Below are 22,438 nucleotides of genomic sequence, written 5' to 3' on the forward strand. Positions count from 1 at the left end.
TCTGATGAAACTGACCGTCAATCTTCCCCACAATCCCTACGACATCCTCATTCAAAGAGGAAGTTTAGCACAGACAGGTGCATGGGTCAAAGAACTTTGGAAACCTCAGAAAATCGCCATTATTACAGATGACCATGTTGGCTCACTCTATGCTGCCACCGTTCAAACTAGTCTGGAAGCTGCTGGCTTTGAAACCATTGTCTTTGCATTTCCAGAAGGCGAAGCTTCAAAAAATCTTGACACTGTCAATCAGGCCTACGAATTTCTCGTACAGCATGGCATGACCCGCAGTGACGGCATTATCGCCCTCGGTGGCGGTGTCGTTGGTGATTTGGCTGGCTTTGTTGCCTCAACCTATATGCGTGGCATTCACTTTCTCCAAATTCCAACCAGCTTGACTGCCCAAGTTGATTCTTCTATCGGTGGAAAAACTGGCGTGAACACACCATTTGCCAAAAATATGGTGGGTACCTTCTGCCAGCCTGACGGCGTTTTAATTGACCCTGACACCCTCAAAACCCTTGGCAAACGGGAATTGATTGAAGGAATGGGCGAAGTTGTCAAATATGGCTTAATAGATGATGTGGAGCTTTGGGAAACCTTAGACCAACTAGATGGATCTGTCGAGAGCATTTTGGAACACGCTGACTATATCATCTACCATTCCTGCGAAGTCAAACGCAAGGTCGTTGTCGAAGATGAATTAGACAACGGTGTCAGACTCTACCTCAACTTCGGTCACACAATCGGACATGCTATCGAAGCTACCGCAGGCTACGGTCAGGTCATGCACGGTGAAGCTGTTGCCATCGGCATGGTACAGATTGCACGCGTTTCCGAAAGAAAAAAACTCATGCCAGCTGGTATCACTAAAAAAATCATCGCCATGTGCGAAAAATTTGGCCTGCCAACTGCTCACCAACCTTGGAATGTAGATGAACTATACGCTGCCTTGACACGAGATAAAAAAGCACGAGGCAAGTCTATCAAACTCGTCATCGTACCACAATTAGGCCAGGCAGCCATCCATCAAATTCCAATGGAAGAAATGCTGGAATTTCTACAACTATAAGAAAAAGACTACTGACTTGAATAAATCAGTAGTCTCTTTTTTTATAAAATCATTTCATCATCAGTTAGCTTTTCACCGCTGTTTTTGTAGAAGAGGTCCATTAGATTTTGAACGGTTAGGTTCTTCTTCTCTTCACCTTCTACATCGACAATGATCTGACCACGGTGCAACATGACCAAACGGTTGCCGTATTCGATGGCATTTTCCATGTTGTGGGTAATCATAAGGGCTGTCAACTGGTGACTTTCAACGATTTTCTTTGTCAATTCCATGACCATATCACTGGTTTTTGGATCAAGGGCTGCAGTGTGTTCGTCCAAAAGCAGAACCTTTGGTTTCACGAGCGAAGCCATCATCAAGGTCAGTGCCTGACGCTGCCCTCCTGAAAGAAACTGCGTATCCACCTTCATACGGTCTTCCAAGCCCAAGCCAAGCTCTTTCAAGGCTTCTTTGAAAATAGCACGTTCACTATCTTTCACACCCCAACCAAGTCCACGTGAAAGTCCACGACGGTAGGCAATGGCCATATTTTCTTCAATAGTCAATCGAGAGGCGGTTCCCATCTTCGGATCTTGGAAAACACGACTGATGTCCTTAGAGCGTTTGGCAGCTGATACATGCTTGATTGATTTACCTTCAAGCAAAATATCGCCTGAGTCAACTGTCAAAGCACCTGCCAGAGAGTTCATGAAAGTTGATTTCCCAGCACCATTACCACCGATAATGGAAATGAAATCCCCTTCTTTTACATCTAGGTTCAAGCCACGAAGAACATGGTTCTCATTGACAGTCCCTGCTTCGAAGGTCTTATGAATATTTTGAATTGATAAAATAGTCGTCATATCTTCCTCCTAAGCATTTCCGTTCAATTTTGGTCGACGAATGTTGAGCTTCTTCTGCAATTCTGGCACATAAAGGACTGTTGCCAAAAGAATGGCTGAGAAGAGTTTTACTAGGTCTGCATCCATGCCTGGAATTTCCAAAATCGCAAGAATAATCAAGCGATAAACAACTGCACCAAGTACAACGGATAACAATCTCCAACCTAAGCGCAAGTTGCGTAAAATTACTTCTGCAATAATAACAGAGGCCAGACCGATAACAATGGTACCTGTACCAGAGTTGAGATCCGCATAACCGTTATTCTGGGTCAAGAGAGCACCACAAAGGGCAATCAGACCGTTTGACATCATGTAGCCATAGATTTTCATATTGTCAACGTTGATACCATTAGCCTCACTCATTGGGATATTGTCCCCGGTTGAACGAATAGCCAAACCAATTTGAGTATTCAATAAAAGAGTAAGTAGACCTACAACTGCTAGTACAAAGACAAGACCGATAACCAAGACGGCATTTGTTTTGGTTAGACCAAATTCCTGCAATTGCGTTACCAAGGTTTCTTGTTTTAGTAGGGCCACATTGGCCTTACCCAAAATTTTCAAGTTGATAGAATAAAGGCCTGTCAAAGTGACGATACCTGTCAAAAGGGATGGAATTTTGAGCTTTGTATGAAGCAAACCTGAAATCAATCCAGCTACCATACCTGCTAGCACTGCCATAACAGTCGCCAGCAAGGGATTTACTCCATTAACAATCCCAGTTGCACAGACTGCAGCTCCGAGGGGATAAGACCCCTCCGCTGTCATATCTGCGATATCTAAAATACGAAAAGTCAGATAAACACCAATCGCCATGACCGACCAAAGCAGGCCTTGCGAAATACTTGATAAAATAATATCCACAATTTTCTCCTTATTTGATAAAAATAAACTAGGTTCTATCTTATCATTCTTATTCTGTTACAGATAGTTTAGAAGTATCAATACCCAATTTCTCAGCCATTTCTTCGTTGACATGAAGGCTAACTGTTTCAGGATATTCTACAGCTGTTTCAGATACCTTAGCACCTTCAATAATCTTAATGGCCATTTTGGCCGTTTGACGACCGAGTGCCTCATAGTTTGTACCATAGGTCAACAGACCGCCTTCATCCACCATATCTGTAGAACCACCGATGACAGGAACCTTATGCTCCACAGACAATTCACCAATCATGGTCATGGTTGAAGCAACTGTATTGTCAGTTGGAACAAAGACAGCATCTACATCTTGCATCAAGCTAGTTGTCGCATCTTGGACCTCATTTGAAGAAGCAATTCCTTTGACAACAACCGTATATCCTGCTTTTGCAAGCAATTCTTTGGCTTGCTCAACCTGAACTTCTGAGTTCCGTTCACTAGTCGTGTACAAAATACCAACTGTCTTGGCATCTGGAACAGCTTGACCTAGCAATTCAACTTGTTTATCAATTGGAGCCTGGTCTGATGTACCCGTCAATAAGCCACCTGGTTTCTCGATAGTTTCAACCAAGTCGGCTGACAAGGGATCAGTAACTGCTGTAAAGAGAATTGGTGTTTCCGTTGATACAGTCGCCAAACTTTGAGCTGATGGCGTTGCGATGGCTAGGACTAAATCATTTTCCCCAACCAATTGTTCTGAAATCGTTTGAAGGTTGGCTTGGTCACCTTGGGCATTTTGATAATCCAAGACCAATTTTTCACCTTCCTTGTAGCCGTTTGCTTCCAGTTCAGCCACAAAACCTTCACGCGCAGCTGTCAATGACTCATGCTCCATATACTGAAGGACACCAACCTTAACCGCTTCAGATGAGGCTTGTTCAGATGTAGATGAGCAAGCTGCAAGAGTTAACAAACCTACACTTGCCAATGAAATAGTTGCCAATTTTTTTACTAGCTTATTATACATATAATCCAATCTCCTAACTGTTTATTCTTCTAGTGATTTTATGGTTGCTGCATCGATACCAACAGCATTTGCCATTTCTTCGTTAACTGTAATAGCTGCTGTATTTGGTTTTTCAACAGCCAAGTCTGCTGGCTTCTCACCATCCAAAATTTTAGCAGCTAATTCTCCGGCCTGAACACCGATTGCGTGGTAATCTACACCGTAGGTAAAGAGTGCTGCATCAATAACCGCTGCGTCAGATCCCATAGCTGGAACTTTTGCCTCTTTCAAAACATCGCCAATGGTTGAAGCTGTTGATGCTACTGTATTATCAGTTGGAAGGTAGATTGCATCCACTTTGCCAGCCAATGAAGTGACAGCTTGCTGAACATCATTTGTTGAAGTAACAGTAGTCACTTCTACCTTAATCCCTTTTGCTTCAAGAGCTTTTTTAGCCTGATTAGCTTGAACTTCCGAGTTTACCTCGCTTGAATTGTAGAAAATACCAACTGTTTTGGCAGAGGGAACTACTTTGACTAACATATCAATTTGCCCCTCTACATCTGTCGCATCAATTGAGCCTGTCATGCTTCCTCCTGGGGCTTCCAAGGATTCCACCAAGCCTGCTTCAACTGGATCCGTTACAGCTGTAAATACGCCAGGAGTTTCAGCATCTGCGTTTAACATGGCCTGGGCAGCTGGTGTTGCAATGGCAAAGTTAAGGTCATTGTTACCAGCTAACTTTTGAACCATTGTTTGCAAGTTGGCTTGATCACCTTGTGAATTTTGCAAATCAATTGTTAAGTTTTCACCTTCTTTGTAGCCTGCTTCTGCCAAGGCTTCCACAAAACCTTCACGGGCTGCAGATAATGCCTCATGCTCGGCATACTGAATGATACCAACAGTTACTGAACTATTGTCTGATGAACTTGAGCTACAAGCAGCCATGGTAATTGCTGATAAGAGTGTTACTGAACTAAGAATAATTTTTTTAAATCCCATGATTTATCTCCTTTTTATATATAAAAAATGAACAAGAAAGGACCGCTTAGACTACACTCTAAACGGTCCTATATTTCAACTGTATATGAAAACAGAAGGAATTACTGTGCCATTTAGATGTATCATCTATGGGGCACACGTCAAAACAGCTACAGCCACATAGATACAAACTTTACGTTCCCGTGTTTGCATCCATGTTTACCATGTCTACAAACACTATCTAAAATAGCCGTAGAAATAAGTATGATTAGCTGAATGATTTTGACACATTAGTAACATTTCTGTTTTCCTTCCTAATTGATTTTTAATTCTTACTTATCTTAATTCATTTTCAAGCATTTGTCAACAAAAATTGCTTAAATTTTCAGATTTTTTAACTTTTTTCCGAAAATCTTTTAATAATTTCATGGAAAAAGGAATTGGAGATTGTCCAATTCCTGAATTTATTATTTGACTTCTACTTTTTCTGTCCAAGGACGAGCAGTTGTTGCAAGCACTTCGTTAAGTTCTTCTACGTTGCGACGACCTTGATCAGCCAACCAAGCTTTAGCTGCTTCTTCTCCTTCGCTTGCAAATATAGCTACTGCATCCTTCCAAGTTGCACGTCCACAAAGAACACCGTTAAAGCTGGAACCTGCTTCTTTAGCAAAGACAAGGGTTTCTTGGAAGAGTTTAGCAGATACACCCGCACTCAAATAGATAAACGGCAAGTGAGTACTGTCTGTTTGCTCCTTGAAGAAGGCTTTGGCTTCCTCAACTGTGTAGACTGGCTCTTCATCTGTGTAGCCTTCTACAAAGTTCATGTTAACCGGTACTTCTACCTTAAGCACATCTGCATTGTAGCGTGGCTTGCTGAATTCACGCATAGCACCATTGACCTTGTGTGGTTTGAGGGCTGCGTACTCGCGAGAGGTTACATCCATGTCGCTAGCATCGTAGGTCAAGATTTCCACGAAGTAAGGAATATCTTCTGCGATACACTCGCTACCAATGCGTTCTACCCAAGCATGCTTGATGTCGTTGATTTCTGCCTTGTCATCTACATCATAGTAGAGCAAGATTTTAACGGCATCTGCACCCAATTCTTTGATGCGTTTTGCTGACCAGTTTGGCAAAAGGTCTGGCAAACGACCTGGAGTTGAGGCATCGTAACCTGTTTTTTCATAGGCTGCAATGAAGCCACAGTCTGTATGGCGCAATTCTGAAGCTGGAACACCGTATTCCGCATCCAAAAGGATGGAGCTTGCATAAGGCGTCAAATCGCTTGAGATGACTTTCTTGAAGTCAATCAAAATATCATCTCCAAATTCGCCACCACCTGCTGCCGCAGCCAAAAGGCGTTTCAATGCACCACGTTGGTCAATAGCTAGGGCTGCAATGACTTTGTCGCTGTTTGATAAGCGTGTCATATGGTCAAATTTAGCCTGAGAAAGTTGTAATTTTGTCATTAGATTCCTCCTGGAAAATAGTATTACCAATTAAGTTGCTGTTGATATACAACTAGCAGTTTAGAAGCCTTTAACTAATTTTCAAATCGTTTCACACCGTCTAAGTAGGTTGCTTGCAATCGTCCTGCATCATCTACGACGATAAAGTCTGCTGCCCGTCCTTCTTCAATCTGACCACAAACATGATCAATATTGACAGAGCGAGCTGGTGCTAGAGAAGCCATTCGAAGGGCATCCGGTAGGGAAACCAAGCCCCATTCAACCACATGCTGAACAGCCTGAATCAACTCTAGAATGGAGCCTGCCAAGCTGCCATTGTGTTTGAGGCGAGCTGTGCCGTCTTTGACAATGACTTCAAATTCTCCTAGTCGAGAATTTCCTTCACCCATGCCTCCTGCTCGCATACAGTCCGTAATCAATACAGTTTCTTCTGCGCCACGCGCCTTGACAACAATTTCTGCTGCCGCTGGATGAACATGGTGACCATCACAAATCATTTCTGCATACACATTTTTTAAGTTCAAGGCTGCGCCAACCATTCCTGGCTCACGATGATGTAGGCCACTCATACCATTGTAAACATGTACAAAAATATTGGCTCCTGCATCAACAGCTGCTTTGGCTTGCGCATAGGTCGCATCACTATGGGCAAGAGCTGTATGAATGGCCTTGCTATTTGCAAATTCGATAAATTCTGTCACGCCTTCTCTTTCTGGTGCAATGGCAATTTTATTGACCAGACCCTTGGAGAGCTGGTGCCATTTGTCCAATTTCTCAATAGATGGATCGCTCATATACTTGGGATTTTGGGCTCCCTTGTATTTTTCTGTAAAGAAGGGACCTTCTAAGAAAATACCCTGGATCTTGGCACCTCTTTCCTGACCTGCATAGGTTCCGATGGTTTCACAGACTGCATCCAAATTTTCTGTGGAATCTGTCAGGGTTGTTGGAAGCCAAGAGGTCACCCCACAAGACAAGAGGCCTTCTGAAATCACCTTAATTCCTTCAAAATCATTGTCCATGACATCGTGAGATGCATAGCCATGAATGTGGGTGTCCACCAAACCTGCTGCCAGATGATAGTCGGAGTAATCAATAATATCCCCTTCTGGTTTTTCTGTCAGAATCTGACCAAAAGTACCTGCGTCAGTTACTTCGAGATAGGCATTCTCTACCTCAGTATCCTTTAAAATAATAGACTTAGCATATATATACTTAGACACGGCCTATCTCCTTAATTCAATATAATATTTTAACTCACTGGTTATAACCATATACTAACTGTAGTATATACCAATTCTTCAAGAATGTCAAGTACTGCCCAGAACTTTGCGTAAGAAAAAACAGCCATATGGCTGCTTCCTATAATAATTCATTCAAAGGTTTGAAAATAATGCGCTCTAAATCAGCTACGTAAGTAGCCAACTGTTGTTGTTTTGTGAAATATTCGACCAAAATTGGATTGGCTTGAACCTTCTTATTGAAATCCAACATGGTTTTTTGATCTTCTTCTGTAGGAATATCACCAGCTTGTAATTTTTCCTGAATACCTTTTTGGAAGGCAATATAGCTCTCCAAAATTTCTTTGGCTTCAGGATTGCCTTCAACGGTAACTTTAACCGCTTCTACCGCTTTGTACTCAGGCAGGTGACGGATTGCACGTTCCAATTCATTTGCAATATCATAGATATTTGTTGACATAAGCTTTCTCCTTTAATCATGGTGTACTTGATAAGTGGTTTGCTCCCTCAAACGTTGGGCTGCTTCTTCCAAGTTCACCTTATTTTTAAACGTAATTTGTAATATACCGTGTATATCTTCACGGTTCTCTTCATTGATACGGATATTGACAATGGAAATTCCACGAAGAACCTCCAAAACCTTCAAAATCGTATCTTCCTCATCGGGAACGCTAAGGAATAAATCATAAAAAGAATCCACCCCAGCTCGCTTATGAATTTCCATAGCCTTGCGGGTTTGACGACCACATTCAAAGAATTCCCAAATAGCTTCTTTATTCCCAGATTTCAAGACGGTTGAAACTTGGTTCAGTCGGTCTTGAAATTCCTCAATCCTATCCAAAATCGCTTCAGGATTGGTCATGAGAATACTAGTCCACATACTCGGTTCACTTTCAGCAATCCGAGTCATATCCCGAAAACCACCTGCCGCAAAATTGTTTGTGAAAGGATGCTCTTTAGCATAGTCACCAGCCTGGTTCATAAGGCTAGATGCCAAGACATGCGGAAAATGGGAAATCTGGCTTGTTACCTTGTCATGCTCTACCGCATCAATCTGGACAAAGCGGGCACCTGTTCCAGACAGTAAATCTGTCAATCTAGGTACAGCATCTGCCTTTGTAGCCTGACAGGGGGTCATGATAAAGTAGGCATTTTCAAACAAATGTACATCTGCCGCAGCAGCCCCTGACTTGTGACTACCTGCCATGGGATGTCCACCAAGGAAATTAATTTGTTTGGGAAGCAAAAATTTCTCAGCAGCATCTACAATAGCTGACTTGGTTGAACCAGCATCTGTAATTAGAACCCCTTCTTTCAGGTTCATGTGACTTAACTCTTCTATCAATTTAAGCGACACTTGAATAGGAACACAGAGCACTATTACATCTGCTTGACTAGCTAATGCTACCAAATCATCTGATAGGTAGTCCACCATTCTTCGCTCAAGCGCAACCTGTGCAGAAGCTGGATTGGGTTCATAACCTAAGATATGATAATCTGGGTGTTGTTTGCGGATACAGAGGGCTAGAGAACTTCCAATCAGTCCTAGACCGACTATCAAAATAGTTTTTTTCATTGTCGACCTAGAAATTTCTAACATAGTCACGGTGACTTGCTACGGCAGCCTTTAATTCTTCCATGTTATCAGAAGAAAATTTCTCCAAGATTTCTGTTGCAATGGTCGTAGCAACTACAGATTCCATAACCACACCAGCTGCTGGAAGAGCCGTTGGGTCAGAACGCTCCACAGTTGCCTTATAAGGCTCATGCGTGTCAATATCAACGGACATCAAAGGCTTATAAAGGGTTGGAATTGGTTTCATAACACCACGGATCACCAAAGGCTGTCCATTTGTCATACCACCTTCAAAACCACCGAGATTGTTGGTTCTGCGTATGTAGCCCTCTTGCTCAGACCAAAGAATTTCATCCATGACCTGACTACCTTTCAGGTAGCCTGCTTGGAAACCAACACCAAACTCTGCTCCTTTAAATGCATTGATAGAAACCACTGCCTGAGCTAGTTTAGCATCCAATTTCTTATCCCATTGAACATAAGAACCAAGACCAACAGGTACACCGCCAACAATGGTTTCGACGACACCACCAATGGTATCCCCATCACGCTTGATTTGGTCAATATAGGCCTTGATTTCCTCTTCACGCTCTTGGTTGACAATAGAAACTTCAGACTTGGCTGCACGTTCCTTGATTTCTGCTACGGTCAATCCATCTGGAACATCAATTTCCTTACCACCGAAAACGACAACGTGGTTAGCAATTTCAATATCCAGCTCCGCCAAAATTCGTTTGGCGACGGCGCCGACTGCCACACGCATGGTTGTTTCACGCGCACTAGAACGCTCCAAGGAATTTCGCAAATCATCAAAACGGTATTTCATACCACCGACCAAATCAGCATGACCTGGACGCGGATGTCTGATACGACGCTTGCTCTTAAGCTTGTCCTCAATATCTTCTACAGCCATAATATCCAACCACTTTTGGTGGTCTTTATTAGTGACATTAAGTGTAATTGGTGCCCCCGTGGTCTTACCATGGCGCACACCGGCTGTAATCTCGACACGGTCTGTTTCAATCTGCATCCGGCTGCCGCGACCGTAACCACCTTGGCGACGTTTCAAGTCCGTATTGATATCTTCTGCAGTCAAAGGAAGACCAGCTGGAACTCCCTCGATGATGGCTGTTAAGCGTGGTCCATGGGACTCACCAGCTGTTAAATAACGCATATTTAATTCTCCAAAATTTCCAAAAACTTACGTGTATTGGCCAAAGACATCTGTCCTGGAGCCGATACTTCATCCAAACTTGCAAAGGTCCAACAAGAACCAGTAATTACCCCTGCAATCCGTGTGATTTTTCCTAGCTCACCCATGGCAATAATCGCAAAGGTCTGTTCAGCATTCAAACTCTTAAAACCACGAGTGTAGTTCATCACATCTAGGACATCTTGCTCAGTATTGGCCATTACCGCCATTTTTACCACTGCTGGCGAAAGGCTGGTCAATTCTGAAATAATTTCCAAATAATTAGCAGGTGTCTCTTCAAAATTATGATAACTTAAGACAAGATTTGGAAACTCCAACATCTGCTCAAAGACTGACTGATAGGAATAATATTCAAAATCAATGTAGTCTGGCTGATAGAGGGCAGCCACTTCCTTAATCAAGTCCACATATTCCTGATCTGCCAAGTCCAAATAGCCACCCTCACGGGTCGTTCGAACTGTAAAAATCACTTCCTTGCCATTGCATTTTTCAAAAATGGCAGGAGCTACTCTTAGAATATCCTCTTTTGGAAGGTAATCCGCTCTCCACTCAATGAGATCTGCTTCTGCTAATCTCCCCACATCAAGAGCCTCTACTTCTTCCAAATTTCTAGGCATAATAGGTACTACTATTCTCATTTTTCTACCCTTATCGTAAAGACCTTGAGGTAATTACTACTTTCATCATTTTTATTGATTGTAAAATCGGCTGGTAGGCGATAGGCTGCCAAATAGCCATGTTTTTGAGAACCAAACCCTTTCTCAATCTGCTGACGGAATTTCTCAACCGTAACATTGGCTGCATTGTTTGATGCAATGATTACTCCATTTGGATTTAAAATCTCTAAGGACTGAGAAATTAGTTTGTGGTAATCCTTAGCTACCGAAAATGTCTGCTTTTTATTACGGGCAAAGCTGGGTGGGTCCAAGACAATGACATCATAGTTCAATCCCTTGCGCTTAGCATACTTGAAATATTCAAAGACATCCATGACCACAAAGTGATGATGATCTAATTCTATACCATTAACCTTAAAATGAGCTTTAGAAAGTTCACGCGATCGCTTGGCTAAGTCAACCGAAGTTGTTTCCACTGCCCCACCAATAGCGGCAGCAATTGAGAAGGCTGCTGTGTAGGAAAACATGTTGAGCAGTGATTTTCCAGCCGCCAGTCCATCTACTAAGGAACCGCGGACTTCATGTTGGTCCAGAAAAATACCCGTCATCAAGCCGTCGTTCATGAAAACTTGATAGGCAACTCCATTCTCTAAAATAGTGAAATTTTCCGGCGCCTCTTGTCCGTATAGAAAGGCTGACTCATAGTCCAAGCCCTTAAAACGGATTTTCTCATAGGCACCCTTCACCTCTGGAAAGACCTCTTGGAAGGCAGTAATAATCATATCCTTCTTCGAATAGATAAAGGTATTATACCAGGAAAAAACTGCATATGTATCATACAAGTCAACCGTCAAACCACCGAAATCATCCCCATCTTGATTGAACAAACGAAAGGCAGTGGTCAAGTCAGACTGGTAAAAATAATGTCGCTTCTGTCGTGCTTTCCTGAACAGGTTCACAAAGAAGCTTTCTGTCACTTCTTCTTTGGAGCTACTATACAGCCAGCCAATCCCTTTATTTTGAGGAGAAAGATAAGCTGCTCCAAGATACCTCCCAGCTTCAGAAACCAGGTCAACAAGCCTATCTTCTGTCACAGAAAAACCTGAAAAATCAGCACTATCTAGGAGTTGAATGCCCCTGTTAATCTTCTGCTCTACATTTCGATTTACCTTTATTTTCATATATTTATTATAACACGATTTTGCATATATTCCAAAAAAACTCCAAACTTTGAGGCTTATTTTAAAATTATGGTATAATGAACTGAGATTTAGAAAGGACCATGAGGTGTATTTGTGAAAAAAATAATTGACTATGTCAAAGAGCTTTCCAAAACTCGGTTTGGCTTCGTCCTCCTACTTCTAGTGATGTATTGGCTCAAGACCCTCTGGGCCTACTACGTTGATTTTAGCTTAGATTTACAGGGATTGTTTCAGCATTTCATTGCCATTCTCAATCCCTTACCAATCGCTCTACTCTTAATAGGACTGGCCCTATACGCCAAACAGACTAAACTATTTTATGGACTGGCCAGCGTCCTCTATATCCTACTCTTCGCCTGGCTGTTCTCAAATGCTGTTTACTACCGAGAATTTTCAGACTACATTTCCATCTCAACCATGATGGCAACATCTAGTGTTTCTGCGGGTCTTGGTGAAGCAGCAATCAAGCTGTTTCGGCCCTGGGACCTGGTTTATTTTCTGGACTTTATCGCCTTCGGTATTCTTTTTTATCGGAAAAATCTACAGTGGGATCCACAAGCCTTCCAGTCCAAAGCTAGCTTTGCTGTAACAGCATTCTCTACCTTGCTTTTCTCCATCAATCTATTTTTGGCCGAAGTTGATCGACCTGAATTGTTGACACGGGGTTTTTCCAATACCTATATCGTCAGGGCACTGGGCCTGCCAGCCTTTTTAGGTTATAATGCTCATCAGACCTATACAGCCCATAAGGATCGCTCAGGAGCCAATCCAAGTGACCTTGAACCCATTAAACAGTATGTTGAGGAACACTATGCCCAGCCCAATGATAACTATTTCGGCATCGCCAAGGGACGCAACGTCATCTATCTCCATCTTGAAAGCCTGCAACAATTTGTCATTGATTACAAGCTAAAGGTTAATGGAGCAGAATACGAGGTAACTCCCTTTCTCAATTCTCTCTATCATTCCAACTCTACTCTAGCTTTCTCCAATTTCTTCAATCAAGTCAAGGCGGGTAAAACCTCCGATGCTGAAACCATGATTGAAACCTCCTTATTTGGATTAAACCAAGGCTCATTCATGGTTCAGTATGGGGGAAGCAATACCCAGCAAGCAGCACCTTATATCCTATCTCAGAACGGTAGCTACACATCTGCTGTCTTCCACGGTAATTCGGCTAGTTTTTGGAATAGGAATAACACCTACAAACAATGGGGATACAACTATTTCTTTGACCAATCCTATTTTTCTGAAGCGACAGAAGAAAACTCTTTCCAGTATGGTTTAAATGATAAAATCATGTTTGCAGATTCCATCAAATATTTGGAACGGATGCAACAACCATTTTATGCCAAGTTCATCACCGTATCCAACCACTATCCTTATACCACTAGCTTGATTGGCGATGAGAAAGGATTTCCACTGGCCAATACAGATGATGAAACCATCAACGGCTATTTTGCTACTGCCAATTATTTGGATACATCCATCAAGTCCTTCTTCAACTATTTGAAGGCGACTGGTCTATATGAAAATTCAGTTATCGTCCTCTACGGCGACCATTATGGAATATCTAATTCACGCAATCCAGACTTAGCCCCCCTTTTAAATAAGGACCCTCAAACCTGGACAGAATTTGACAATGCCATGTTGCAACGCGTCCCTTATATGATTGTGGTGCCAGGTATGACCACGGGAGGCATTTTCAATACCTTTGGCGGAGAAATTGATACCCTCCCAACACTCGAACACCTGCTAGGCATAAAAGCAAATAATTTCTTACAGGTCGGACAGGATTTACTATCACCTCAGAACAAGCAAATCGTGGCTCTCCGAACAGAAGGAAGTTTTATCACACCAAAATACACCAGTTATGCAGGTAAGATTTACTATACCGAAACAGGGATTGAGATTACCAATCCTGACGAAACCACCCAAAAAGAAATTGATGTGATTAAGGAAGCCGCAACTGCCCAATTAGCAGCGAGTGATGCCATTCAAACAGGCGACCTCATCCGCTTCTTTGACAATGGTCTGCCAGCCCTAGATGCTAGCAAATACAACTACATTGATTCCTTGGCCGCTGAGATTGCACTAGAAAATGAGCTAGGGGCTAAATCAACCAGCCTCTACAGCCAGAATGGAAACCAATCCACTGTTGACCTCTTCAAAGCACCAAGCTACCTAGAATTAAACGGCAGTTCCACAAGCAGTACAGCCAGTTCGAGTACAGAAAGTAGTACGTCAACCAGTACTTCTTCCCAATAATCAAAAATATGCTGAAGGAGACCTCCACCAAGGATATCTCGTCCAGCATATTTTTCTATAGCAATCCTTCTAATAGCCCACGCATGAACTCTTCAGATTTAAATTCTCCGATGTCATCGATTTTCTCACCGAAACCAATCAGTTTAACTGGAATATCTAGTTCCTGACGGATGGCAAGAACAACACCACCTTTTGCAGTACCGTCTAGCTTGGTCAAGACTAAGCCTGTTAATGGAGTAATTTTTGCAAATTCTTTGGCTTGACTAAGGGCGTTTTGTCCTGTCGAGGCATCTAGCGCTAACAGCGTTTCATGCGGTGCATCAGGAAGTGTTCGTTTAATGATACGACCGATTTTTTCCAGCTCTGCCATAAGGTTATCTTTATTCTGCAAACGACCTGCTGTGTCAATCATGAGAATGTCCACGCCTTCTGCCACGGCACGTTTTACCCCATCAAAAACCACACTAGCTGGGTCTGACTTTTCAGGACCAGTGACCACTGGCACATCGACACGGCGACCCCACTCGACCAGCTGGGCTACCGCACCCGCACGGAAGGTGTCCGCTGCGACCAACATGACCTTCTTGCCAGCCTGCTTGTACTTGTAGGCCAACTTACCGATAGAGGTGGTCTTCCCAACCCCGTTGACACCGACAAAGAGCATGACTGTCAAATCATCTTGAAAATTGATCTGCTCGCTGAACTGACCATCTTTTTCGTAGATATCCACTAACTTTTCGATGATAACTCGGCGGAGTTCTTCCGTCTTTTTAGCCTTCTGTAGCTTGGCTTCATAGCGGAGCTCCTCTGTTAGCGTAGAAGCAACCTGCACCCCTACGTCTGACAAAATCAGCATTTCTTCCAACTCTTCGAAAAATTCTTCATCAACCGAACGGAAATTGGCAAAGAATTCATTGAGCCTTGCACCAAAGCCTGTACGCGTCTTTTTCAAGGTCCGCTGGTACTTGTCCTGCTCACTTTCCTCCTCGACTTGAGCGATTTCCTGAACAGGCTCTTCTTTGGCCTTGGTTTGAATGGCAGGGTCAAAACCTTGTTCCTGCGCTTCTTTAACTCGAGCTGCAGCAGCTTCCTTTGCCGCATAATATTGGGCCATCATGTCTAGCGTACGCTGTTTCTGTGCTTCTTGCTCAGCATTCAAGTCAGTTGGTCCTGGACTGTCCTGTTCAGGAATAGTTGACTCCGTTTCAGATACTTCAGTGTCCTTTTCAGAAACCAACTGCTCTACTTCAAGTTCTTCAACAACTTCTTCTCTAGGCTCTTCTTGAGCCTTTTGTCCAAATAATCGATCAAATAATCCCATATTAGTCCTCATTCAATACATAGTGCTCGATTGCCCAAGCAATGCCATCTTCATCATTGGTCTTAGGCAAGACTACCTTGGCTGCCGCTTTGATTTCATCTGTGGCATTAGCCATGGCAACCCCCAGGCCAGCCCATTCAATCATGGAAAGATCATTGCCCTCATCGCCACAAGCCATAACTTCTGACTGGTCAATCCCCAGATGTCCAATCAACTTGGCTAAACCATTTGCCTTGTGGACACCTTTTGGACTCCATTCGAGCAGGATATCACGCGATTTGAAAATCTCGAAATGCTCGTGAAGTTCCGCAGGAATTTTTGGAATTTGTGCGTCCAGAAAAGCCGCATCTACTGCTGATACTGCCTTATTATACACAAAGTCTTCCGGCAATTCCTCATCTGTTACTTTGATTTTGTTCAAAAGTGGATTGGCTGTTAAGTAGAGAGATTCGTGGGTAGCTGGTAGTGAATAGACATCCCCGCCATAGACTGCATCAAGTGGCAAATCTAGCTCATTGGTCACCTGACGAATGGCACGAACCTCCTCGACAGTAAAGCCAACCTTGTCCAAAATTCGACCCGTATTTTCCTGAACCAGACCACCATTAAAGGTAATGGAGTACTGCCCCTCACCAAGCAAGTCCAATTCCTCTAAAAAGGTTCCGATAGCTTGCAAGGGACGTCCTGTCGTCAAAACTACATAAACACCACGGTCACGCGCAGCCTTCAAGGCTTTTTTATTGGCCTCTGAAATCCGCTTATCTGATGTCAACAGCGTCCCATCTAAATCTAATGCAATCAACTTAATTGCCATTTACTAATTCCTCCATATAAGCCATGACTGCCTCATCATTGCAATGCCCAATGACCAGATCTGCTTGTGCTTTCACTTCATCAATCGCATTTGCTGTTGCAACAGAAAAGGTTGCCAGCTTCATCATTTCAAGATCGTTTTGGTTGTCCCCAAAGGCAATCAAATTCTTTCCAGACAAGCCAAGGTGCTTACATAAATGAGAAATACCAATTCCCTTATGCACACCTGACAAGATAATATCAATCGATGTAAAACCAGTAGTCACTGCCGTCAGTTGTTGAAAATGGTGGTTTATCCAGTCTTGTGCTTCAGCACGAATTGCCTCATCGATATAAAGATTTAATTTAATGATGTCCTCAGAAATATCCTCAAAGCTTGGAAGCAAGACAATATCTTGGTAATAGTCAGATAGAACTTGATATAGCTCATCTTCCACCGTATCCAGCATATAGCACGCCTTCAAACCAGATAGGGTAATATGTTGGGATTGAACATAGCCACTCTTAACCAGTTCATCCACTAAAGATAAATAGGTTTTTGGCTGAATGGGATCATCCATATAAATCGTTTGATTTCTATAAAGAACGACCGCCCCATTTTCTGCAACCAGGGCAATATCATCTAAGAAATCCTCGAATAAGAGCTTTAAACCTGGAAGAGAGCGACCACTTGCCGCTACAAACAGATAGCCTCGTGTTTTAAAGTTATCAAGAAGAACACGAAAACGCTCCTTATCAAAGCTATGGTCCCCTCTCAAAAAGGTTCCATCCATATCAGTTGCAATTATTTTATTATATATCATACCACTTCCCCTTATCTCATCCATTATACCATAGTTCCATCGAATTTCGAATCTTGTCTTACAATCTCGCATATGAAAATATTTCTTTGTTCAAGTTAAAAACCAGCAGTTCCCTACTGGTGTAATGTTAGACCATGACTAAATCTCTTATTCAGAAATCCTTGACCTACAAAGTTATCGTTTGAAACGACTAAACAAGTTAAAATATGGCTTTGTCCATACCTAATTTTGTGCACCGATTCGGTGCTTTTTATCTCTGTTATTATTATTATTTCAAGCTTTAAATCGTTTTCTATACATATATTTGTACTATCCATTCCTCATCTGTGCTTTTTTCTTCATTCCATGTTAAACTTATAGGTAAGATTTAAGAACCTGTATTCACTGTTCAGCACTTCCATCTAAGGCTAGTTTATCAGCTACTCATCGTTAGTTTTTTTAAAAAATACAGTCAGTATTCCCTTGAAAAATTATCTAGATTAGCTTAAAACTATCTCTTATATCAAGTGAATACAGATTCTAGTTAGAAAGCACATTATTATGATTACAAAAGAATTCGACACAATAACCGCTATTTCTACCCCTCTCGGAGAGGGAGCTATTGGAATTGTCCGCCTGTCTGGGACGGATGCCTTTGCCATTGCCAGCAAGGTTTTCAAGGGCAAGGACTTGGCGACTGTACCTAGCCACAGCCTCAACTACGGCCACATTATCGATCCTGCGACGGGTCAAGTACTGGACGAGGTCATGATCGGAGCCATGCGTTCCCCTCGCACCTTCACCCGCGAAGATGTCATCGAGATTAACACCCACGGAGGCATCGCCGTTACCAACGAAATCCTCCAGCTCCTGATTCGTCAAGGGGCTCGGATGGCTGAGCCGGGTGAATTTACCAAGCGTGCCTTCCTCAACGGCCGTGTGGATTTGACCCAGGCTGAAGCCGTTATGGATGTCATCCGTGCCAAGACCGACAAGGCCATGCACAATGCCGTCCGCCAGCTTGACGGCTCCCTCTCCCAGCTCATCAACGACACGCGCCAGGAGATTCTCAACACGCTGGCACAGGTCGAGGTCAACATCGACTACCCTGAGTATGACGACGTCGAGGAGGCGACGACAGAGCTGGTCCGTGAGAAGACCCTCCAGTTCCAAGCTCTTTTGGAAAATCTCCTCCGTACCGCCCGCCGTGGTAAAATCCTGCGTGAAGGCATCGCAACTGCCATTATCGGTCGTCCCAATGTCGGAAAATCCAGCCTGCTCAATAACCTCCTCCGCGAAGAAAAAGCCATCGTTACAGATATCGCAGGAACAACCCGCGACGTTATCGAAGAATACGTCAACATCAAAGGCGTCCCCCTCAAGCTGATTGATACAGCAGGTATCCGTGAAACAGACGACATCGTTGAAAAAATCGGTGTGGAACGCTCCAAAAAAGCCCTTGAGGAGGCCGACCTCATCCTGCTGGTCCTCAACGTATCTGAGCCTCTGACCGAGCAAGACCGCAATCTCCTAGCCATTTCTGACATGGCAAACCGCATTGTCCTGCTCAACAAGACCGACCTAGAAGAGAAGATTGAAGCAGACCAACTGCCTGAAGATGTCATCCGCATTTCCGTCTTGAAAAACCAAAACATCGACCAAATTGAAGAAAAAATCAACCAGCTCTTCTTTGAAAATGCTGGTCTGGTAGAGCAAGATGCCACCTACCTCTCCAATTCTCGCCATATTTCCCTCATTGAGCAAGCCGTCCAAAGCCTGCAAGCTGTCAATGACGGACTGGAAATGGGCATGCCAGTTGACTTGTTACAGGTTGACCTGACCCGCTGTTGGCAGATTTTGGGAGAAATCACAGGTGATGCTGCTCCAGACGAACTCATCACCCAACTCTTTAGCCAATTCTGCCTTGGAAAATAGTATCACATATCATGCAAGAAAACTTGTATGATTTTTTTAATATATCAACACATAAATTCTTGACAATATATACACTTTAAGATATACTAAACTATAGAGAGGAGGTCTTCCCATGAAAAAAATCATCATCTGTATTGCACTTCTGTCCTGTATAGTTTTTCCCTTTATCGGCTGGAAACTCTATGCCTACCAGCACAACAAAATAAGTTTGACTGAGAATGCGGATTTCTACTTGGTTTATCCCGGTAAGGTCGAAGCCTTTCAACTAAATGGCCAAGAACCTCAACTCCTTCATACACAAAAGATGAGTTCGGAAGGCTATTTTGGCTCTGGTGAAAATTATGTCCTAGACAATCAGTATCTAGTCTTTGCCAACAATCAGCAAAAATTCATTAACGACAATCTGATATCCATTGATTTCAATACTGGCACTGTCTTGCGAAAGCCAAGTCAGTATAGTAGCTATATCAGTGGAACAGATGGACAAGACTTTTATACAGCAGGGCCCTTTCATACTTTGGCACAATTTGATAAGCAATTTGAAACCATTCAAACGCTTGTCCTCAATGACGACTTCATACCAAATGCTCCAGTCATGGTAGACCAAACGTCAGTCTATTTAACTGGTTTTGTGAAAGATTTTACCCAAGAAGGACCCGAAGAAAATGTCTTGATTGCATTTGATAAGAAGGATTTTTCAAAACAAGAGGTATTTAAGTACGATAATACCATTGCCACAGGAGAAGGGCTTTTGGTCAATGCATCCATCTATCTCCCAAATTTAGGGAAAAAAACAAGTGAGTATGAGGACATCGAACAGTCATCCGAACTCCTGACCTTCGATACACGTTCCAAAACATTTTCATCCATCAAGCTGGAACACCCTTCACCAAGCACGCTCCATGCTCTCAAAGACAAAAACCTTCTTCTCATCGAGCATCAAAATGGCATGTTTAGCCCAATCTCATTTACCATTTACAATACTCAAAATGGCGAGCAATCCTACCATACTTTGAAGGACTTAAATCCCCGTCCTCATTACATCGACCATATCCGTCAAATTGATGACAAGCGCTTAATGATTGTTTTGGCAAATCAACTCCTTATCTATGATATGGAGGCTAAGAGCATTATCAACCAGACAACTCTGTCTGAAGACTACGTTTCTGGTGTTTGGATCAATCAATAAAATAAGAACTCGGCTCAGGGAGCCGAGTTCTTTATTCGTTATCCTGTAAATCCACACTTGGCACTGTTGTCGCCGCATCTGTGCTAGCTTGGAAAAGGTCGACTTTTTCATAGCCAAATAGGTTGGCATAGAGGGAAGTCGGGAATCGTTTGATTTTTTTATTATAGGCCGTTGCCACCGCATTATAATCCTTGCGGGCAACCAAAATCCGATTTTCAGTCCCCTCTAGCTCGGTAATGAGGTCAGATACCTGTTGATTGGCTGTTAACTGCGGATAATTTTCCGTCACCATCAGCAAACGTGAAACTGCCGAATCCAGCTGACTTTGTGCTTGATTGTAGTCGCTGGTTCCCACTTGGCTAGAGCCGATTTTTGCACGCGCATCCGCTATGGCAGTGAAAATCTCTTCCTCATGCTCCATGGCTCCCTTAACTGCTGCCACGACATTCGGTATCAGGTCATAGCGTCGCTGGAGCTGGGTATCCACATTGGCTTGAGCATTTTCCACTTCCGCATGGCTATCGACCAGCCCATTGTATTGACCGACTGCTCCCATTCCTAAAAATAGCAGAGCGAAAACCGGGATTAGTATAGCTAACCATTTCTTTTTCATAGACTTTCCTTTCTTTTCTTACCAACCAGATGAGGCTCCGCCTCCGCCACCACCGCCGCCAGACCAACCACCTCCACCATAGGATGATGAAGAATGGGAAGAATGATTGTTGTGGTAATGATGGTGGTCATCTACCAACATCCAAAGCAGATTGCCCGGACCTCCGCCACCACGGCTGGATTTATCAATAATCATAAAGATGATGATCACGAGAATAAAAATCATAAACCAGACAAAATCATCACTTTCTGCACTGGTCCTTTCTTCCATGGCAGCCAGCTGTTCTTGGCCCAGACTAGTCCCGTAGAAGCGATCTCCGATGGATTGGACAATATAGGTCACTCCTCCATCATAATCTTCCTGACGGAAAAACTCCCTAGAACTTTCCAGAATATCCTTGGCTTCCACATCTGTCAACACCGTTGCAGCATTGTCGGAGGTTTCTACCCGAAACTCCCTGTCGGCTATGGCAATCACCAAGAGAATGCCATTGTCCGTTCCTGCAAAACCAACCTGCCAGTCACGGAAGGTTTCATTTGCCAGACTTTCAATATCCCTTGAAAGACTTTCCGTCACATAGACCCCAACCTGTAACTGCTGTTCACTTGCTGCCCAAGTCTGATTGAGCTGGTCAATGTTGGCAATGGTTTCACTAGAAAGAAGCTGGGTTTCATCAACCACCGTCGTATCAATTGGACGGTCTGGAATTCCCTCAGCTCGTGCCAGGCTAGGTAGACCTAGACTAAACAGTAAAAGCAAGAAACCCAATAAATAGAACAGATACTTTTTCATACGGCACCTCCTCTGAAGGTAGAAATAACATCTTTATATTATTGTATCATTTTTACTTTATTTTTCAAGGGATTGCTGAATTATTTTTGATAAAGTGCTACTCTTGATTGGCTTCTTGCTCTATGAAAAACCAACTTTCTTAAACATGGTCACATCTTCTTCTAAGGCTCGGAAACCGCATTTTTTGTAGAAAAAATATGCCGGAAGGTTGCGTTCGGTTTGCAGAAGAATATGAACAATTTTTCTATCAGCTAACTGCTTCTCTATATCCGCTAGAAAACCAGCACCATGTCCTTGCCCTTGGTAATCATGGGAAATACAGAACTCTTCAATTCGATACTCTGTTCCTTCATACCAATAGCGGATGTAGCCAAGTGATAGACCTAGCAATTTTCCCTGGTCAAACAAGCCAAAACAGAGGGATCTTGGATGTGCCAGTAAATCGCCTATGTAGCGGTTCAGTTGCTCCTTGTCAGACCAATCGTCGTTCCATGGTTCCTGGCTAAAGACAGACAAGAAGAGCTGTTTGACCATTTCCATATCTGAAAAGCAAAGTTCTTTCAGTTTCATTCTTCCTCCTAAAAAAGACGGGTATCCCCGTCTTCA

At 43.0% G+C, this 22,438-nt stretch carries 21 protein-coding genes; 4 read left to right on the plus strand and 17 right to left on the minus strand.

All coding sequences use genetic code 11. From position 1 onward, the window contains the following. Positions 1-4 precede the first annotated feature (4 nt). Positions 5-1,072 (plus strand): 3-dehydroquinate synthase, encoded by a 1,068-nt coding sequence (aroB, locus tag C1G53_RS07475; protein WP_105118238.1) that lies wholly within the window; start codon positions 5-7, stop codon positions 1,070-1,072. Positions 1,073-1,113: 41 nt separating this feature from the next. On the opposite strand, the gene C1G53_RS07480 is transcribed toward aroB, so the two are convergent. The 11 genes from C1G53_RS07480 to C1G53_RS07530 all read right to left on the minus strand — a co-directional run bounded on the left by C1G53_RS07480 (position 1,114) and on the right by C1G53_RS07530 (position 12,098). Beyond that, positions 1,114-1,914, minus strand: coding sequence for an ABC transporter ATP-binding protein (locus tag C1G53_RS07480; RefSeq protein WP_105118239.1), 801 nt, complete (start codon positions 1,912-1,914; stop codon positions 1,114-1,116). A 9-nt stretch (positions 1,915-1,923) separates the two neighbouring features. After that, on the minus strand, positions 1,924-2,817 hold the full coding sequence (locus C1G53_RS07485; RefSeq protein ID WP_105118240.1) for an ABC transporter permease: 894 nt from the start codon (positions 2,815-2,817) through the stop codon (positions 1,924-1,926). A gap of 49 nt (positions 2,818-2,866) precedes the next feature. Continuing rightward, the gene (locus C1G53_RS07490; protein ID WP_105118241.1) at positions 2,867-3,841 is read right to left on the minus strand and encodes an ABC transporter substrate-binding protein; all 975 of its coding nucleotides are present in this window, start codon (positions 3,839-3,841) and stop codon (positions 2,867-2,869) included. 21 nt (positions 3,842-3,862) lie between these two features. Further along, the gene (locus tag C1G53_RS07495; protein WP_105118242.1) at positions 3,863-4,822 is read right to left on the minus strand and encodes an ABC transporter substrate-binding protein; all 960 of its coding nucleotides are present in this window, start codon (positions 4,820-4,822) and stop codon (positions 3,863-3,865) included. Between the two features lie 446 nt (positions 4,823-5,268). Continuing rightward, positions 5,269-6,270: a tagatose-bisphosphate aldolase gene (lacD, locus tag C1G53_RS07500; RefSeq protein WP_105118243.1), complete on the minus strand. Its 1,002-nt coding sequence runs from the start codon at positions 6,268-6,270 to the stop codon at positions 5,269-5,271. A gap of 74 nt (positions 6,271-6,344) precedes the next feature. After that, positions 6,345-7,493 carry an N-acetylglucosamine-6-phosphate deacetylase gene (gene nagA, locus C1G53_RS07505; protein WP_105118244.1) on the minus strand — a complete coding sequence of 383 codons (1,149 nt, stop codon included), beginning with the start codon at positions 7,491-7,493 and terminating at the stop codon, positions 6,345-6,347. 139 nt (positions 7,494-7,632) lie between these two features. Then, a complete protein-coding gene (locus C1G53_RS07510) occupies positions 7,633-7,971 on the minus strand; it encodes a YlbF/YmcA family competence regulator (RefSeq protein ID WP_105118245.1) in 339 nt (112 codons plus the stop codon). A gap of 12 nt (positions 7,972-7,983) precedes the next feature. Further along, positions 7,984-9,087 (minus strand): prephenate dehydrogenase, encoded by a 1,104-nt coding sequence (locus C1G53_RS07515; RefSeq protein WP_105118258.1) that lies wholly within the window; start codon positions 9,085-9,087, stop codon positions 7,984-7,986. Positions 9,088-9,094: 7 nt separating this feature from the next. Beyond that, positions 9,095-10,261 carry a chorismate synthase gene (aroC, locus tag C1G53_RS07520; protein WP_105118246.1) on the minus strand — a complete coding sequence of 389 codons (1,167 nt, stop codon included), beginning with the start codon at positions 10,259-10,261 and terminating at the stop codon, positions 9,095-9,097. A 2-nt stretch (positions 10,262-10,263) separates the two neighbouring features. Next, positions 10,264-10,938 carry a type I 3-dehydroquinate dehydratase gene (aroD, locus tag C1G53_RS07525; protein WP_105118247.1) on the minus strand — a complete coding sequence of 225 codons (675 nt, stop codon included), beginning with the start codon at positions 10,936-10,938 and terminating at the stop codon, positions 10,264-10,266. Further along, a complete protein-coding gene (locus C1G53_RS07530) occupies positions 10,935-12,098 on the minus strand; it encodes a class I SAM-dependent rRNA methyltransferase (protein WP_105118248.1) in 1,164 nt (387 codons plus the stop codon). Before C1G53_RS07530 ends, aroD begins: the two co-directional genes overlap by 4 nt. A gap of 114 nt (positions 12,099-12,212) precedes the next feature. Between C1G53_RS07530 and C1G53_RS07535 the strand changes: the two genes are divergently transcribed. Beyond that, positions 12,213-14,387 carry an LTA synthase family protein gene (locus tag C1G53_RS07535; RefSeq protein ID WP_105118249.1) on the plus strand — a complete coding sequence of 725 codons (2,175 nt, stop codon included), beginning with the start codon at positions 12,213-12,215 and terminating at the stop codon, positions 14,385-14,387. Positions 14,388-14,442: 55 nt separating this feature from the next. On the opposite strand, the gene ftsY is transcribed toward C1G53_RS07535, so the two are convergent. Genes ftsY through C1G53_RS07550 form a run of 3 tightly spaced genes read right to left on the minus strand, consistent with a single transcriptional unit; the run spans position 14,443 to position 17,324 of the window. Continuing rightward, a complete protein-coding gene (gene ftsY / locus C1G53_RS07540; protein ID WP_105118250.1) occupies positions 14,443-15,708 on the minus strand; it encodes a signal recognition particle-docking protein FtsY in 1,266 nt (421 codons plus the stop codon). A 1-nt stretch (position 15,709) separates the two neighbouring features. Continuing rightward, the gene (locus tag C1G53_RS07545) at positions 15,710-16,522 is read right to left on the minus strand and encodes a Cof-type HAD-IIB family hydrolase (protein ID WP_105118251.1); all 813 of its coding nucleotides are present in this window, start codon (positions 16,520-16,522) and stop codon (positions 15,710-15,712) included. Next, complete coding sequence (locus tag C1G53_RS07550) at positions 16,512-17,324, minus strand: Cof-type HAD-IIB family hydrolase (RefSeq protein ID WP_238139120.1); 813 nt, start codon at positions 17,322-17,324, stop codon at positions 16,512-16,514. The genes C1G53_RS07545 and C1G53_RS07550 overlap by 11 nt, the downstream gene beginning before the upstream one ends. Before the next feature lie 540 nt (positions 17,325-17,864). On the opposite strand from C1G53_RS07550, the gene mnmE reads away from it, so the two are divergent. Next, positions 17,865-19,238, plus strand: a complete 1,374-nt coding sequence (mnmE, locus tag C1G53_RS07555) for a tRNA uridine-5-carboxymethylaminomethyl(34) synthesis GTPase MnmE (protein ID WP_105118252.1) — start codon at positions 17,865-17,867, stop codon at positions 19,236-19,238. Between the two features lie 112 nt (positions 19,239-19,350). After that, positions 19,351-20,427 carry a hypothetical protein gene (locus C1G53_RS07560; protein WP_105118253.1) on the plus strand — a complete coding sequence of 359 codons (1,077 nt, stop codon included), beginning with the start codon at positions 19,351-19,353 and terminating at the stop codon, positions 20,425-20,427. A gap of 31 nt (positions 20,428-20,458) precedes the next feature. On the opposite strand, the gene C1G53_RS07565 is transcribed toward C1G53_RS07560, so the two are convergent. The 3 genes from C1G53_RS07565 to C1G53_RS07575 all read right to left on the minus strand — a co-directional run bounded on the left by C1G53_RS07565 (position 20,459) and on the right by C1G53_RS07575 (position 22,402). Then, the gene (locus C1G53_RS07565; protein WP_105118254.1) at positions 20,459-21,040 is read right to left on the minus strand and encodes a LemA family protein; all 582 of its coding nucleotides are present in this window, start codon (positions 21,038-21,040) and stop codon (positions 20,459-20,461) included. An 18-nt stretch (positions 21,041-21,058) separates the two neighbouring features. After that, entirely contained in the window at positions 21,059-21,832 is a 774-nt protein-coding gene (locus C1G53_RS07570) for a TPM domain-containing protein (RefSeq protein WP_105118255.1), read from the minus strand. A gap of 120 nt (positions 21,833-21,952) precedes the next feature. Continuing rightward, entirely contained in the window at positions 21,953-22,402 is a 450-nt protein-coding gene (locus tag C1G53_RS07575) for a GNAT family N-acetyltransferase (RefSeq protein WP_105118256.1), read from the minus strand. Positions 22,403-22,438 lie beyond the last annotated feature (36 nt).

The sequence above is a fragment of the Streptococcus suis genome (assembly GCF_002960445.1).
In the GTDB taxonomy this organism is placed as follows: domain Bacteria; phylum Bacillota; class Bacilli; order Lactobacillales; family Streptococcaceae; genus Streptococcus; species Streptococcus hyiners.